The following is a 15712-nucleotide window of genomic DNA, read 5'->3' on the forward strand; positions in this document are numbered from 1 at the left end:
GCTTTAGGTAACTACGCTCGGCTCGGTTCGTCCACTGCGTTTTTTCACTTCAGTGATTTGTTCGGCGGCGTCAATCAGAGTAGCCAAAGTTTCCTGCGTATCCAGATTGTGCTTGGCCTGATCTGCTTCGTAGCGCTCGATATAAATGCGGATAGTGGCTCCCGATGTGCCGGTGCCTGACAAACGCAAAACGACGCGCGACCCGCCTTCGAAATAGATGCGGATGCCCTGATGTTCGCTTACCGAATGATCGATCGGATCACGATAGGCGAAATCGTCGGTCTTCTCGATCTTGAGGCCATTGACGCTCGCGCCAGCCAGGCTTGCAAGCTTGCCGCGTAGATCAGAAACAAGCTTCTTTGCTATGTCGGAATCAACGGCTTCGTAATCATGGCGCGTATAATAGTTGCGTCCGAAACGCGCCCAATGCTCTGCCACGATGGCTTTTACGCTTTCCTTGCGCACGGCCAGAATGTTGAGCCAGAGGAGAACGGCCCATAGCCCGTCCTTCTCGCGCACATGATCTGAGCCGGTGCCGGAGCTTTCTTCGCCGCAGATCGTGACCTTGCCATGATCAAGCAGATTGCCGAAGAATTTCCAGCCAGTTGGTGTTTCATACATGCCGATGCCGAGCTTTTCCGCCACACGGTCAGCAGCGGCACTTGTCGGCATAGAGCGCGCAATGCCCTTGATGCCATCTTTGTAACCCGGCGCCAGATGCGCGTTGGCTGCAAGCATGGCGAGCGAATCGGATGGGGTCACGAAGACGCCACGACCGATAATGAGGTTGCGGTCGCCATCGCCATCCGATGCTGCACCGAAATCGGGCGCATTATCCGACATCAGCAGGTCGTAAAGCTCTTTGGCATAGACGAGGTTGGGGTCCGGATGATGGCCACCAAAATCCGGCAGCGGCACGAAATTCATCACGCTGCCTTCTGGTGCATCGAGGCGACGTTCGAAAATTTCTTTGGCGTAAGGGCCGGTGACGGCATGCATGGCATCGAATTTGATGCCAAAGCCGCCCTTGATCATGGCGCGGATTGCGTCAAAGTCGAACAGGCTCTCCATCAGTTCGGCATAATCCGTAACCGGATCGAAGATGACGATTTCAGTCTCGCCAATTTTGGCCGTGCCAATCGTGTCGATATCGATATCTGCAACTTCAGCGATTTTATACTGATCGATCACCTTGGAGCGGGCGAATATCGCCTCGGTGATTTTTTCCGGTGCCGGGCCACCATTCCCGATATTGTATTTGATACCGAAATCTTCGTTGGGCCCGCCGGGGTTATGGCTCGCAGAGAGAATCAAACCGCCGAAAGCCTTGTATTTGCGGATCATATTGGATGCGGCAGGGGTCGAAAGAATACCACCCTGACCGACCATGATGCGACCAAAGCCGTTCGCAGCAGCGCATTTCATGACTTTCTGGATCACTTCGCGATTGTAAAAGCGTCCATCGCCGCCGACCACAAGGGTTTTACCTTTGAAACCTTCCAGCACATCGAAAACTGACTGGATGAAGTTTTCAGCATAATTGGGCTGCTGGAAAACCGGGACTTTCTTGCGCAGTCCGGAGGTGCCGGGCTGCTGATCCTGAAAGGGCGTGGTGGCAACTGTTTTGACAGTCATAATTTTCCCATTCGATTCAATAATTTGAATTAGCAAGTGATCAGTCTTTGCGGTCATTGCAAGACAAGATAGATCAAACTTATTGTTTGAAAATAACAAACTGTGTGCTGTTTTACAGAAACTCTTCTAATTTTCGATTGAGGCTCCATCCTATGACACGTTGTCCAGCTGAAAGTCTGCCTGCGGAAATTCTTGCACGGCTTTCAAACAAGCAAGATCGTCTGATTGTCGCGATCGCTGGACCTCCCGGCGCGGGCAAGTCAACCCTGTCGGATTTTCTGCGGGACGCGATCAATAAAGACGGTGTTGGACCTGCCGTGGTCGTGCCCATGGACGGGTTTCATCTCGACAATGCAATCCTAGATGAGCGTGGATTGCGCAGCCGCAAAGGCTCGCCGCCGACCTTTGATTGCGCAGGCTTTGCAGTACTTCTGGAGCGCTTGAAAAAAGCCTCTGAAGACATCGTCATTCCAGCTTTTGACCGCACGCTGGATCTGGCGCGTGCTGGCGCATCAATCGTTAGGGGCGAGCATCAGGTTCTGCTGGTTGAGGGTAATTATCTGCTTCTAAACCAGGAGCCGTGGACGCGCCTTGCGCCGTTTTTCGATATGACTATTTTTCTGGACGTGCCTTTTGCGGAACTGGAGCGTCGTCTTATCCAGCGGTGGCTCGATTACGGGCATACTGAAGGTGCAGCCCGGGAGCGGGCGCTTTCCAATGATATTCCAAATGCCGAACTCGTGGTTTCGACTTCACGCGATGCGGAATACGTGGTCGCTTCGACATAAGACGTGACGGAAATTTGTATTATCGAGACTTGCAGCAGCCGATTCCTGCCTGCATGATGCAGGCAGGCGGCTCCAGTTAAGATAGAATCTTTGGAACTGCACTAACTCTTTTACGCATTATCCCACGCAAATAAGCTCAGGCACTTGTGCTGGAAATGCATCAGAATTCTCACGGGATCAGCCATTCATGACCAATTATGTTTTCGCGCCCTCACCGCAGACTTTTGTGCCTGTGAAGGGCACTGAAGAACGTTTTCCCGTGCATCGCATATATTGCGTGGGCCAGAATTATGCCGATCACGCCATCGAAATGGGCGGCGATCCAACCCGTAACCCGCCTTTTTTCTTCCAGAAAAACCCAGATAACCTTGTGATTGATGGTGGCGATTTCCCCTATCCGCCAAAGACCGAAGACGTGCATCACGAGATCGAGCTGGTTGTGGCGCTCAAGAAAGGCGGCAGCGATATCTTGGTCGAGACGGCACTTGATCATGTCTATGGCTATGCGGTCGGTATCGATATGACGCGGCGCGATTTGCAAGCTGTAGCTAAAAAGGCCGGTCGCCCGTGGGAAGTGGCGAAAGCCTTCGAACATTCAGCACCTTGCTCGGCCATCGTGCCGGTGTCTGAAGTCGGTCATCCGCAATCAGCCGCAATTACGCTGAAAATCAATGGCGAGCAGCGTCAGGCAGGTGATCTCAACCAGATGATCTGGAAAGTGCCCGAAACCATCGCGTATCTTTCGTCTCTCTTTGTCTTGCAACCGGGTGATCTGATATATACCGGCACACCGGCCGGTGTGGGTGCCGTGAAGCGGGGAGACATTCTGCAGGGAAATGTGGATGGTGTCGGCACGATTTCGGTGAAAGTTGTTTGACGAAATCCTGTCCTGAAATGGCTAGAAACAGCCAGAAATGATTGGCGTATCGAGAACCTTTCGAAGGAGGAATGATGAGCACCTATCTTCCCGTTGACATACATGACGCCCTTGAGCGCTTTATCAACGAAAAGCATCCCGGTCTGAACCAGACCGAGGCCATCATCCATATTTTGCGGAAATCGCTCGTGCAGCAAGGATACCTTGCAGCACCGTCAGAACATGGTACACCGCCCGAAGATTTGAACGCCACAAACGACGATTGAACATGAACAAGACACCACAGGACGGAGCCGGCCACAAAGCCGCCCTCGGTCGCCGCCTTCTGCTTTTGACGATATTGGCGATTTTGCTGACATGTGCGCTCGTCTGGATGAGCATTTATCTGTTCGATCCCGATGGTGGTCTCGGCCTGGATGACTTTGGAATTTTCGCGCATGAATTCAATGCGATAGATACGATGCTGCCGCGTATTTTGTAAGGTTTAAGAGCGTTCTGTTACCGATTGAAATATTCATTTTGACACGTCCGTGACGTTCTGGGCTTTCGCTTCACGTATTTTGCGTGGTAGATGACGGTTATCGATTGAAAGAATATTGACTGAACCGGGTCGCAAAACGGACCCGCTCAAGCCAAGAGGGTCTTATGGCATTCGAGGACATCAAGGCGGAAATTGCTCTGCTGTTTGAGCAGATGGTTAACCAGCCGCAGGACGTTCATGAGATTCGCGAGACAGTTCGCGAAAAGCTCAATGCGCTCAAAGCCACAGGCATGCCTCTACCAGCAGATCTGGTTGAACTCGAAAAACGTATCGAACAAGATTTCGATTCATAGGATCGGTCACTCATGCGTATAAAAGCTCAATCAAAACCGCTTTCTCTGACCTTTCTTAAAGGCGCTCTTCTCCTTGGTTGTGCAGTTGCTCTCAGCGCCTGTAACACGACAAGTGACGGAAAGCCTGCAAAGACCGCACTGATTTCGCCGGTTGAAAATTCAACGGCTACCGCATCTGCAACGGGCGACACGGCAACTCCAGCCGCAGGCGCAACCACAGTTGCGGATGCGGCTACTCCTGCTGATGGAATGCAGACAGTTGCATCGCTGGAAAACCCGGTTCTCCCGACCAATGTCCCTATTCCGGGCATTCGCGGCCAGTCCGAGCCAGTGATGGCCTATGCTGGTGCGCAGGCGGAAGCCTCTCCAGCTTCCATGGCTGCTAACATGGCGTTTGAGACACCCGATCACGCGCCGGAAGAACTTGACGCGCTGATTACCAAATATTCTGTTGCCTATGATGTGCCGGAGCGTCTGGTGCGCCGCGTTGTGCATCGCGAAAGCCGCTTCAATCCGGGCGCGCGCAATGGACCATATTGGGGACTGATGCAGATCAGCCATCCAACTGCGCGCGGCATGGGTTATAAGGGCAATGCCAAGGGCCTTCTCGACGCCGAAACAAATCTGAAATACGCGGTTCGTTACCTCTCGGGTGCGTATAAGGTTGCCGGTGGTGATGAAGGTCAGGCCGTTCGTTTCTATGCACGCGGCTACTATTACGATGCTAAGCGCAAGGGATTGTTGCAGGAAACCGGGCTTGATGGCAGCTGGAAGCGTACCGGTCCGACCCGCGATGCTGCCGCTGCGTCATCCGAAACGGCAACTCTGCCAGATGCGGCTGTTGCTCCGTTGCCAGGTGTCGCACCAATTCAGGCTTCCTATACGCCTTCCGCGCAATAGCCCCATCCGACAAACTGTCATCTTGACGCTGCAAAGCGATGGCAGTTTGCTGTCTTACAGCGGTTCCAGTTAATATTGAATCGTTGGAACCGCTGTAACTATTTGTTTTTACGCATTTCCGAACGCAAAACCGGTTCCAACTTTTGCTGGAAATGCTTTAACAAAAGAGTGTTGCGGTGTCTCCCAAAACTGATGCCCACTTTTGGGAGACATGCCTTAGAAGACGTGAGCGTGTGTGATGGATGTAAAACTGCCTTATCCAATTAAATGGAAATATGATCGGGCCGAGCTTTGGGCAGATGGTGTGGTCCATGTGCTGGGAGTGGCGCTTGCTTTTGCGGGTGCCATTGCAATGCTCATTTATTTCCTGCCGAACATGTCTGCAGCCACGTTAATCTCGTCCGGCGTCTATCTCGCGAGCTTGCTTGCAGCACTCGGAATTTCTGCGGTCTATAATATCTGGCCGGTTTCACCCACCAAATGGTTCCTGCGTCGCTTCGATCACTCGGCGATCTATCTGCTGATCGCTGGAACTTATACGCCCTTTGCTGTCCATATGGGTGATCGCGCCATACCACTTTTGCTCTTTGTGTGGAGCGTGGCTTTTGTTGGCATCATGCTTAAGCTGTTCATGCCGGGTCGCTTTGATCGGTTGTCGATCCTGCTTTATCTAGCATTGGGCTGGAGTGGTGTCATGGTCTATGACACCATGGTGCAATCATTGCCTTCGGCCGTGTTTTGGCTGATTGCGGCAGGCGGCATGGTTTATTCTCTGGGGGTGATCTTTCATGTGTGGGAACGCCTGCGGTTTCAGAATGCCATCTGGCACGGCTTCGTCGTGGTTGGCGCAGCACTGCATTATTGTGCGGTGTTCTTTGTAGGCACATGGAATTAGCTATTTTAGAGCACGTCCCGAAAAGTGGGAGCCGGTTTTCGAAACAAGATGTGCGTAAAAACAAATAGTTAGAGAATTTATCATGCTTCAACTTAATCCAGAAATGCTCTAGTGAAAATCGCGGGATTTCGGCATAATTCTTACGTTTCTCGGGTGATGCGCAGCCTGTGATGGCGCAATGAGCCGTTGCGGGTCGCGACCGCTTAAGTCGATCAGTGCGTTTGAATGGTCTTCGAGCTTTGCGGCCACCAGATGCACGACGCCTTCAGGGCTGCGCTGGACATGGCCTTCAATGCGGATGAGACGAGCGCCCATCACCTCACGGCGAAAAGCCTTCATGATTTTTGGCCAGACGACGATATTGGCAATGCCTGTTTCGTCTTCGATGGTGAGAAACACCACGCCCTTGGCGCTGCCGGGACGCTGGCGTACGGTGACAATACCGGCCACTTTCATGCGATGGCCATTGCCTCCCTCTTGCACGGCGTGACAGGTCGAGACTCCTGTCGCAGCCAGACCTTCGCGCAGATATTGTAGCGGATGTCCCTTGAGTGAAAGTCGCGTCGTCTCGTAGTCGGCAATCACATGTTCGGACGCTGCCATCGCTGGCAGGTGGGCTTTTGGCTCTTCCGCCAGTTCACTTGTTTCGGCGGCACGGAACAGTGGCAGTGTTTCATCATTGGGCAGACGACGTACGGCCCAGAGGGCTGCGCGCCGGTCAATGTCGAGTGAGCCGAAAGCATCGGCATCGGCAAGCAGCGTGAAGGCGCGCCTGTCAATCCGCAGGCGTCGATGCATGTCCTCAATGGTACGGTAAGACTCATGCCGACCGGCAATCAGAAGTTTTGCAGCATTTTCGGATAGTCCATCGATTTGGCGAAAGCCGAGCCGAAGCGCTGGTCGAATATCGAGCGTATCCTCCAGAATATTGTCCCACTGGCTTAAATTCACATCAACAGGCAACACCGTCACACCATGCTCGCGCGCATCGCGCACGATCTGGGCAGGCGCATAAAACCCCATGGGCTGGGAATTCAGAAGAGCTGCCGCGAACACCTCTGGATGATGGCATTTAAGCCATGCGGAAATATAGACGAGGTGCGCAAAGCTCGCCGCATGGCTTTCGGGAAAACCATATTCGCCAAATCCCTTGATCTGGTTGAAGCAGTTCTCGGAAAACGTCCGGTCGTAGCCACGGTTCACCATGCCGTCGATCATCTTCTCCTGCATGGTATGGATGGTGCCCATCTTGCGGAAGGTTGCCATGGCACGGCGCAACTGATTGGCTTCATCGGGCGTGAACTTTGCCGCCTCTATGGCAATACGCATGGCCTGCTCTTGAAACAGCGGCACGCCTTTGGTTTTCTCCAGAATATTGCGTAGTTCGTTGGGCTTCCCATGCTCTGGTGACGGAGAGGGGTATATCACCGGCTCCAAACCGTTCCGCCGCCGCAGATAGGGATGCACCATATCACCCTGAATAGGGCCTGGGCGCACGATGGCAACTTCAATCACCAGATCGTAGAATGTTCGTGGGCGCAGGCGTGGCAGCATGTTCATCTGTGCGCGGCTTTCCACCTGAAACACGCCGAGCGAATCGCCTTTGCAAAGCATGTCGTAGACGGCTTTGTCCTCGCGCGGCAGTGTGGCGAGCGTCAGCTTCTTGCCATCATAATGCTGAGGCTTATGCGTGTGAATGAGATCGAAGGCTTTGCGGATACAGGTAAGCATGCCAAGTGACAGCACATCGACCTTCATCAAGCCCACTTCGTCGATGTCGTCCTTGTCCCATTCGATGAAGGAACGTTTGTCCATCGCCGCAGGACCGATTGGCACAGTCTCGTCCAGGCGGTCACGGGTCAGCACAAAGCCGCCGACATGTTGCGAAAGATGGCGTGGAAAGCCGATCAGCTCCAGCGCCAGTTCTACTGCACGCCTTATGATCGGGTTGTCGGGGTCAAGCCCCGCCTGTCGGATATGCTGTTTGTCGATCCCACCGCCCGATATGCCCCAGACTGTATTTGCAAGCGCGCCTGTGACGTCTTCGGTCAGTCCCAGTGCCTTGCCGACATCACGAATGGCGCTGCGCGAACGATAACTGATAACAGTCGCTACAATGGCCGCACGATCAGTGGAATAACGTTCATAAACATATTGCATGACCTCTTCGCGCCGCTCATGCTCGAAGTCGACGTCGATATCCGGCGGTTCCTTGCGCTCGGCCGAAATGAACCGCTCAAACAGAAGATCCACTTCAGTCGGGTCCACGCCGGTAACGCCTAAACAGAAGCAGACCACGGAATTGGCTGCTGAGCCGCGCCCCTGACACAAAATTTTCTTGGAGCGCGCATATTGCACAATGTCATTGACGGTTAGAAAATAGGCCGCATAGTTGAGCTGCTCGATCAGCGCTAGTTCCTTGTTGATCAGCCCTTTGACCTTTTCCGGTATCGTATCCGCACCATAATGCCGGGCAGCGCCTGCCCATGCGAGATCATGCAGATGCTGTTGCGGTGTCTTGCCTGGTGGCACTGGCTCATCAGGATAATCATAGCTCAGTTCATCGAGCTGGAAGGTGATGGGGGCAGTGAAGTCGGACGTGGCATCGATTGCTTGCGGATAGTTTCGAAACAGCCGCACCATCTCATGGGTTGGTTTCAGGTGGCGCTCGGCATTTTTCTCAAGCAGCCGACCAGCGGCAAAAACGGATGTGTGATGACGTGTTGCGGTCAACACATCCTGTAAAGCGTGGCGGTCGGGATGATGATAAAGCACGTCATTGGTGGCGAGAAGAGGCACACCGGTTTCGGTTGCAATACGGGCAATCTGTTCTGCGCGTCGTCCGTCCTGCCCCTGATGCGGCATGGCAAGCGCCAGCCAGACGCAGCCGGGTGCTGCGGTAGCGATGCCTGCCAACCGGGTTGAAAACTCAGGTCCCGGATTTTCGGGATGAAACACAGCGATCTGGAATTGTCGTGCCCGAAACTGTAAGTCTGCCCAAAGAAGATGGCATTCGCCCTTGATTGCAGCGCGTGTCTTGCCCTCTGTGAGCAACCGACAAAGCTGGCCATAGGCTGGACGATCACGCGGATAAACCACCATCTCCGGCGTTCCGTCAACGAAGCTCAGTCGGCAACCGATGAAAAGCCGGAAGCTGCACGTGTCGCGAAAACTCTTCCAGGCAGCGTGCGCCCGTACCACCCCGGCCAGCGTGTTACGATCGGCTATTCCTATGCCGGATAGCCCAAGTGCATAGGCTTGCTCCACCAGTTCCTGCGGATGCGATGCACCACTGAGGAATGAAAAATTGGAGGCCGCAGCCATTTCATAATAGCGGTTTATCATGCGAATAACCCATGCAGGAACCAGCGTGGCAGGTTATCGCCCACATAAAGCCCCTCGCGAAAAATCCAGAATCGCTGGCCGTCTTCGTCTTCAACCCGATAATAATCGCGCAAGTCCCGGGCTATCTGACCGATAGAGAGCCACCATTCCTGTTCTATCCGCTCAGGTCCTTCGGCAAGACGCACATGATGACGGACCCGACGCCATATGAAGAACGAGGGTGGACTGTCGGGTACTTCGGCTGTTGTCTCAATCAGCTGTGGTGGATGAAACAGCTTTATAGGTCGTGCAGGCGGATCGCCTGGCAGGACGGCAGCACTTTGATAACTTGCCTCATTTTGACGCGTCGAATGAAGAGCAGCCCGCAGGCCAAAGGCACGCTCTGGCATATGGGTATCTCGTGGAAATGTGACCAGAACGCGCTGTGGACCCAGTCGTGCTGACAATCGATCAATGAGCTGGCTGAAGCCGGCATCGTCTTCTTCGTGCTGATCAAGTCCGGTCTGATGCTGCGCGAGTGTGATGCTGCGAAGGGCGGCAAGCCGGATCATGTCGAAGCCGAAACCCGCGTCGAGCGGATCTGTCAGCGCATTCAGCCGCTCGCGCGCAAGACGCCAGAAAATCCGGATGTCGCGCAAAGGCTGACCCGTTTCAATCCGAATATGGCGAACCTGACCATCCACCCGAAAAAAAGATGCTTCAATGAGGACTGCGCCCTTACCGTCTTTTTCAAGCCTCGCGAACAGTTCCTGTGCCAGTTCCTGTAATATCTGCTCAATAAGCTCCATGACGGTGATCGGCTCCGAAAGCCTGTGCTCGACAGTGGCAAGCGACATCATACGCAGTGGCGAAATCGGCGCGCGCGTCTGCCGTGCCAGTCGGTCAAGCTTGGCCGCAAGATCAGGACCGAAACGGGCCGTAAGGGCAGAGCGCGGAAGCTGCATGACGTCGCCAAGGCGCTTGAGGCCTGCACGTTTGAGACCCGTCTCACTGGCCTCTGCCAGTTCAAGGGAAGAAAGCGGCAGGCGAGGCAAAAGCGCATCGGCTTGTGCCAGGTCAAACACACCGCCTTTGGTTCCGCGCGCCAGAAGCCGTGCGGCAAAAGCATTATCGGCAATCGCTGCCTGTACGCACAAGCCTGCTCGTTCCATGCGCTTCGTCACATCAATACGCATGGCTGCAAGCCCACCGAAGAGGTGGGCACAACCCGTAATATCAAGCATCAAACCATGCGGCGGGTCGAACGCCACAAGTGGCGTGTAACGCTCGCACCAATGAGCAAGGTGATTGACGAGAGCTGCATCGCGCTCCGGCATGGCAGGTGCCACATCAAGCATCTCCACCCGTGCGCGTGCATCAGTCAGCGCCATGCCGGGAAAGATGCCGAGCGTGGCTGCAGCTGCATCCACTGCTGTCACTCGTAGCGCATTGGCGGTGCGTTCAGTGACGACAAGCGGCAGATTACGCACAGTTTCAGGCGATGCGACGCGGCGTAACCGATCCGTCGGCAGAAAGGGGAACCAGAGTGCGAGGAACGAACGCTCGGCCTGCTCTTTCTCTTGCACCAAATTCAAGGGTTTCATTGTTCCATTCCATGATCCACTGACCACATGTGCCGTGGCGATTCCGCTCCAGAACGGCTGCAAAGGCAGGTTTTCCTGGCGCATTTGCCCCACTGGTCTGCGACGGAGCAGGGGCTATACGCCAACGGCTGACAGCGGCACTTTGCACTGCACTCCGATGGCTACGCAGTAAAATCGCTGGAAGCTGGGCCGTCTCGGTCGCTAGAAGCAGACGGCGCGAGGCTGTGAGATCGAGACACTTCGGTTTGCCTGTCACTGAGGCAACGATGCCCGCAACGAGGTGCGCTGCCTTGCTGCCGTTGCCTGCTTCCAATACATCACCCGCCGCCTTCAACACGTCTTGTGCAGTGGGGCATCGCACAATCAAAAGACGCGACGGATCAATACCGAAGGCATGCAGGCCCGGCGGATAAAGTCCGCCATATTCGTTTGATGCGCTTTCTTCCTCGATCCATATGATCGGCCTTTGTGCCTGCGAAGCCCGCAACGCAAGCGCCAGTGCAAAGCCAGTTGCCGCCATATGTGCGCTGGGGTTTTCAGCAAAAACCTCATGCAGCGCATCGCCTGCAAGACCATGCGGAAAAGCATCATCTGTACCGGGAAAACCAAGTGTGAAGCTGCGCGCACGTCCGAAGCCCGTGAGTGCCTCATTTGCAAAACTGTCTTGTGGGTCGTTGCCTTCAATGGCCGTAACCATGCGCCGCAACGCCGCGATGTCGATGCCGCTCACGTTTAGATTCCATCATTTGTTCTCTATATGTTCTAGTATTGAATCGTGTGAAGCAAGAGTCAAGCGGCATCAGCTGTGAGGAAATGTGGATAAGAAAAATGCTCCGTTTTAGAGGGTATTTCGATCTGGTTTTATCAGATAGCCTCTCTAAGGCGGAGCATTTATAGCCGCGGATCTATCAGGTCAGGCTGCTTCTTTGAAAGGCACAGCTGCCAATTGCGCAAGATGGCCGGGAAGATCAGTGCCTGCGCCTGTTGCATTGATGGTGTCAAAATAATCGTGCCAGCCGGTAGCAGTGATTCCGGCAATCAACATATCGAGTGCTGCTTCGTCTGGAAAACGCCAGATCGCAAAGAAGCTCTGTTTCGGTGCATAAGGCTTTGTTGCATCAACGGGACCTAGAGCCAGGGCTTCGATACCAAGAGCTGCAAGACCACCCATACCTGCGCCGACTTTTTCAAAGAAGCCTTGCCTGTCTTCAGGGCTCAGTGCGTGCCAGCTCGATTTCGGAGAATAAAGCTCGGCGAGATAATAGTTCATGTCATTTCCCTTAAGGTGTCGTTGATCTTGAAAGAGCGTCCCGCATCGGTGCGGCTCCAGATGCGACGTAGCAATGTGCTCAGAAGTTGTTGTTCGCCGAGAGAAAGATCGCTCATCAGGCTTGCAATCCACGTCGTATGCTCATCGAAAAGCTGTTGCGCCAGTTGGGCGCCTTCGGGAGTCAGCTGGATAGTCAGCTTACGGCGATCTTGCATGTCGGAATGACGCTTGACGAAGCCATCCCGCTCCAGCCCATCCAGCAGGCCGGTGATCGTCGCGCGTGTTACACCCGCGCGCTCTGAAAGTGTGTGCGGAGAAAGGCCATCAGGTGCGTTCTGCAACAAAAACAACAGAACAAACTTACCTTCAGAAAGCTTGTGGGGCGCGAGCCTATTGGCGCAATCCCGGTCTATTGCCGCAGCTAGAGATAAGACCTCAAAACAGGTTTTGAGGTCGCCCATAGAAGGGCTGTTCCGACGTTTCAGTTCGCTCAACAGGGCGTGATGTTTTTGCTCTATAATATCCATACGGCACCATATAGTATGGTGCCATATTAAAAACAATTCATTTTATGATACAACGATGATTGAGAAAACCTGATAAACGCGTATATACGAAACATATATATTTCGCATACGGATCACTTAACTGGGTAGAGCTATGGGCATTGTGAAAATTGACGACGAACTGCATGAGGAAGTGCGCAAGGCGAGCGATGTCATGTGTCGCTCGATCAATGCACAAGCCGAATACTGGATGAAAATCGGCATGCTGGCGCAGGCCAATCCCGACATGTCATTCAATGAAATTGTTCAGATGCAATTGCGTGCAGCGCAGGTAGAGCTTTCCGTCATGGTGGTCAGGCCAACATGACCAAGACGCCTGCCGAAGTGGAAAAGATGGCAGTATCGGGAGCATTGCTGGCCTCGGTTTTTGCGCTCCTTGACCGCACGCCGCTTGCTGGCATGACAACGATGCAGGTGAATGATCTGGTCGAGGATTACATCACGCGGGATCTGAATGCGCGACCCGCCAGTAAAGGGCAGTATGATTATCCCTATGTGTTGAATGCCTCGAAGAACGAGGTCGTCTGCCACGGGATGCCATCGAATGATGACACAATAGAGAATGGCGAGATCATCAATTTCGATATCACGTTGGAGAAGGATGGCTATATCGCCGATTCCAGTAAGACTTACATGATTGGTGAAGTTGCTCCCTTTGCCTCGCGGTTGGTCCGTGTGACTTATGAGGCACTGTGGAAGGGGATTGCCGCTGTGCGTCCCGGTGCAACGCTGGGCGATATTGGCTATGCCATCGAGCGATACGCCAAGCGTCATGAGTACAGTGTGGTGCGCGAATATTGCGGGCATGGTATTGGACGCGAGATGCATGAGGAGCCGCAGGTTCTGCATTTTGGCAAGCCGGGCACAGGTGAGCGTTTGCGTGAAGGTATGGTGTTCACCATCGAGCCAATGCTCAATCAAGGCGCAGCCAAGGTGAAGACGAAACAGGACGGCTGGACGGTGGTAACGCGCGACGGAAAATTGTCGGCGCAGTTCGAGCATACCGTGGCTGTCACTGCCAATGGCGTTCGGGTGCTGACCTTGCGCCCCAGCGAGGAAAAAATGCTGGCGGGTATCAAGCACGCCAGCTGAATCTCAATCAATCCTGCCAGTCATCCAAAGTAGCGAAACAATCGTTCCACCTATGCTCATTCCTGCTGCAAGAATGGTTCCTAAAATGACTGGCGCGAGCTTCAGAAAGGAAACGTGAGGCGATACTTCCAGCTGGAAATCCACACGGATATTTTCAGGATTAAGACAGGTAATCTCGTAATCACCCGGCACGTTGCAATCAAAATAACCCAAGGCGTGAGCAGCATAGCCGCGCATATCTGTACGTCTGACGCTTAGCAGAGAACGGCTTGCGGAGTGATAGGGAACCCGTGTGCCAGACGCGTGTGCTTTGATAGTGAATTGGGCTGAGAAATAAGCCGTTCCAGTGAGAACAGTGAACGGCGGAAACACGATGCTGATCATATATCGCCCTACCTTTGGCAAATGAAAATTTTGCGTCTGGCTATCAGCTGGAAAACGGTAACGGACATTAGGCGCAATGATTTTCCATAGGATGGAAACGCAGCGGATCAGCAGATAAATGCCGAGTAAAATACAGGCAGGCAGGGCCAGATAGAGAAGCAAAATCTCATGCCTCATGTCTGTGTGTCTTTTAGGTATTCTTGAATTGAAAAGCCCGCCGGGAGGCGGGCTTTTTGTCGTGCTTTTAAAGGCCTAGCGACGGTCGCGCGCTGCGAGTGTACGCAGACGAAGTGCATTGAGCTTAATGAAGCCTGCTGCGTCCTTCTGGTCGTAAGCGCCCTGATCGTCTTCAAATGTGACGAGCTTGTCGGAATAAAGCGACTTATCGCTTTCACGGCCAGTCACGATCACATTGCCCTTATAGAGCTTGAGCGTGACTTCGCCTTCAACGTGGCGCTGGCTGAGGTCGATAGCGGCCTGCAGCATTTCGCGCTCTGGTGAGAACCAGAAGCCGTAATAGATCAGCTCTGCATAACGTGGCATCAGCTCATCCTTGAGGTGCGCAGCCCCTCGGTCGAGCGTGATCGATTCGATGGCACGGTGGGCAGCCAGCAGGATCGTTCCACCTGGGGTTTCGTAGACACCGCGCGACTTCATGCCGACGAAACGGTTTTCAACAAGGTCTAAACGACCGATGCCGTTGTCTCGGCCATAATCATTGAGCTTGGCAAGCAGTGTGGCAGGCGACAGACGTTCGCCATTGATCGAAACGGCATCACCCTTTTCAAAGCCAATCTTGATGATGGTTGGTGTATCAGGTGCTGATTCTGGCGAAATCGTACGCATGTGCACATATTCTGGCGCTTCGATTGCCGGATCTTCCAGAACCTTGCCTTCAGACGAAGAGTGCAGCAGGTTTGCGTCAACCGAGAACGGCGCTTCGCCCTTCTTGTCCTTGGCAACCGGGATCTGGTGCTGTTCAGCAAATTCGAGCAGATGCGTGCGGCTCTTGAATGTCCAGTCGCGCCATGGAGCGATGATCTTGATGTCCGGGTTCAGCGCATAAGCGGAAAGCTCAAAGCGAACCTGATCGTTACCCTTGCCGGTTGCGCCGTGCGCAATAGCGTCGGCGCCGGTCTTCTTGGCGATTTCAATGAGGTGCTTGGAGATCAGCGGGCGGGCAATCGATGTGCCGAGCAGGTAGACGCCTTCATAAACGGCATTGGCGCGGAACATCGGAAAGACGAAATCGCGCACGAATTCTTCGCGCACGTCCTCAACGAAGATTTCTTTGATGCCCAGCATTTCAGCTTTCTTGCGTGCTGGTTCAAGCTCTTCGCCCTGGCCAAGATCGGCGGTAAAGGTGACGACTTCTGCGTTAAGCTCAGTCTGCAACCATTTCAGGATGATCGAGGTGTCGAGACCGCCGGAATAGGCGAGAACGACCTTTTTAACGTCTTTCAGCTTGCTCATAGTTCACTTCCGTCTGAGATGCGATTGTAGCCCAAAGGGCTGTAGAACAGGATGTTGCAGTTCTTTTATC

The 15712-nt window shown here is 53.7% G+C and carries 17 protein-coding genes; 9 read left to right on the forward strand and 8 right to left on the reverse strand.

Annotation, left to right across the window (positions count from 1 at the left end; all coding sequences use genetic code 11):
• Positions 1-3 precede the first annotated feature (3 nt).
• Complete coding sequence (locus OIV19_RS01780; RefSeq protein ID WP_264230507.1) at positions 4-1635, reverse strand: alpha-D-glucose phosphate-specific phosphoglucomutase; 1632 nt, start codon at positions 1633-1635, stop codon at positions 4-6.
• Between the two features lie 152 nt (positions 1636-1787).
• Here OIV19_RS01780 and OIV19_RS01785 point away from each other — a divergent pair, with 152 nt between their 5' ends.
• From OIV19_RS01785 to trhA, 7 genes are all read left to right on the forward strand, one after another.
• Entirely contained in the window at positions 1788-2423 is a 636-nt protein-coding gene (locus tag OIV19_RS01785) for a nucleoside/nucleotide kinase family protein (RefSeq protein ID WP_095445831.1), read from the forward strand.
• A gap of 187 nt (positions 2424-2610) precedes the next feature.
• Entirely contained in the window at positions 2611-3300 is a 690-nt protein-coding gene (locus tag OIV19_RS01790) for a fumarylacetoacetate hydrolase family protein (protein WP_095445832.1), read from the forward strand.
• A 74-nt stretch (positions 3301-3374) separates the two neighbouring features.
• The gene (locus OIV19_RS01795) at positions 3375-3566 is read left to right on the forward strand and encodes a hypothetical protein (RefSeq protein WP_024898259.1); all 192 of its coding nucleotides are present in this window, start codon (positions 3375-3377) and stop codon (positions 3564-3566) included.
• 2 nt (positions 3567-3568) lie between these two features.
• Entirely contained in the window at positions 3569-3781 is a 213-nt protein-coding gene (locus OIV19_RS01800) for a hypothetical protein (RefSeq protein WP_095445833.1), read from the forward strand.
• A gap of 164 nt (positions 3782-3945) precedes the next feature.
• Entirely contained in the window at positions 3946-4134 is a 189-nt protein-coding gene (locus OIV19_RS01805; protein WP_024898257.1) for a hypothetical protein, read from the forward strand.
• Positions 4135-4146: 12 nt separating this feature from the next.
• Positions 4147-5034, forward strand: a complete 888-nt coding sequence (locus OIV19_RS01810; RefSeq protein WP_264230508.1) for a transglycosylase SLT domain-containing protein — start codon at positions 4147-4149, stop codon at positions 5032-5034.
• Between the two features lie 238 nt (positions 5035-5272).
• The gene (gene trhA, locus OIV19_RS01815) at positions 5273-5929 is read left to right on the forward strand and encodes a PAQR family membrane homeostasis protein TrhA (protein ID WP_095445835.1); all 657 of its coding nucleotides are present in this window, start codon (positions 5273-5275) and stop codon (positions 5927-5929) included.
• Positions 5930-6037: 108 nt separating this feature from the next.
• Here trhA and OIV19_RS01820 read toward each other — a convergent pair whose 3' ends face one another.
• The 5 genes from OIV19_RS01820 to OIV19_RS01840 form a co-directional block, all read right to left on the reverse strand.
• Positions 6038-9274, reverse strand: a complete 3237-nt coding sequence (locus OIV19_RS01820; RefSeq protein ID WP_498831023.1) for an error-prone DNA polymerase — start codon at positions 9272-9274, stop codon at positions 6038-6040.
• Positions 9271-10857: a Y-family DNA polymerase gene (locus OIV19_RS01825; RefSeq protein ID WP_264230509.1), complete on the reverse strand. Its 1587-nt coding sequence runs from the start codon at positions 10855-10857 to the stop codon at positions 9271-9273. Before OIV19_RS01825 ends, OIV19_RS01820 begins: the two co-directional genes overlap by 4 nt.
• On the reverse strand, positions 10748-11587 hold the full coding sequence (locus OIV19_RS01830) for a hypothetical protein (RefSeq protein WP_264230510.1): 840 nt from the start codon (positions 11585-11587) through the stop codon (positions 10748-10750). Before OIV19_RS01830 ends, OIV19_RS01825 begins: the two co-directional genes overlap by 110 nt.
• Positions 11588-11770: 183 nt before the next feature.
• Positions 11771-12127 (reverse strand): DUF6616 family protein, encoded by a 357-nt coding sequence (locus OIV19_RS01835; protein WP_264230511.1) that lies wholly within the window; start codon positions 12125-12127, stop codon positions 11771-11773.
• Complete coding sequence (locus OIV19_RS01840; protein ID WP_095445840.1) at positions 12124-12654, reverse strand: MarR family winged helix-turn-helix transcriptional regulator; 531 nt, start codon at positions 12652-12654, stop codon at positions 12124-12126. Before OIV19_RS01840 ends, OIV19_RS01835 begins: the two co-directional genes overlap by 4 nt.
• 133 nt (positions 12655-12787) lie before the next feature.
• Between OIV19_RS01840 and OIV19_RS01845 the strand changes: the two genes are divergently transcribed.
• Together OIV19_RS01845 and map are read left to right on the forward strand one after the other, a co-directional pair.
• Positions 12788-13000 carry a ParD-like family protein gene (locus tag OIV19_RS01845; protein WP_095445841.1) on the forward strand — a complete coding sequence of 71 codons (213 nt, stop codon included), beginning with the start codon at positions 12788-12790 and terminating at the stop codon, positions 12998-13000.
• Positions 12997-13785: a type I methionyl aminopeptidase gene (gene map / locus OIV19_RS01850; protein WP_264230512.1), complete on the forward strand. Its 789-nt coding sequence runs from the start codon at positions 12997-12999 to the stop codon at positions 13783-13785. The genes OIV19_RS01845 and map overlap by 4 nt, the downstream gene beginning before the upstream one ends.
• A gap of 3 nt (positions 13786-13788) precedes the next feature.
• Here the strand turns inward: map and OIV19_RS01855 are convergent, their stop codons facing one another.
• Positions 13789-14346 (reverse strand): hypothetical protein, encoded by a 558-nt coding sequence (locus tag OIV19_RS01855; RefSeq protein ID WP_264230513.1) that lies wholly within the window; start codon positions 14344-14346, stop codon positions 13789-13791.
• A gap of 75 nt (positions 14347-14421) precedes the next feature.
• Positions 14422-15642 carry an argininosuccinate synthase gene (locus tag OIV19_RS01860; RefSeq protein WP_095445843.1) on the reverse strand — a complete coding sequence of 407 codons (1221 nt, stop codon included), beginning with the start codon at positions 15640-15642 and terminating at the stop codon, positions 14422-14424.
• Positions 15643-15712: the final 70 nt, after the last annotated feature.

The organism is Brucella sp. HL-2, assembly GCF_025846885.2.
Classification (GTDB): Bacteria; Pseudomonadota; Alphaproteobacteria; order Rhizobiales; family Rhizobiaceae; genus Brucella; species Brucella quorumnocens.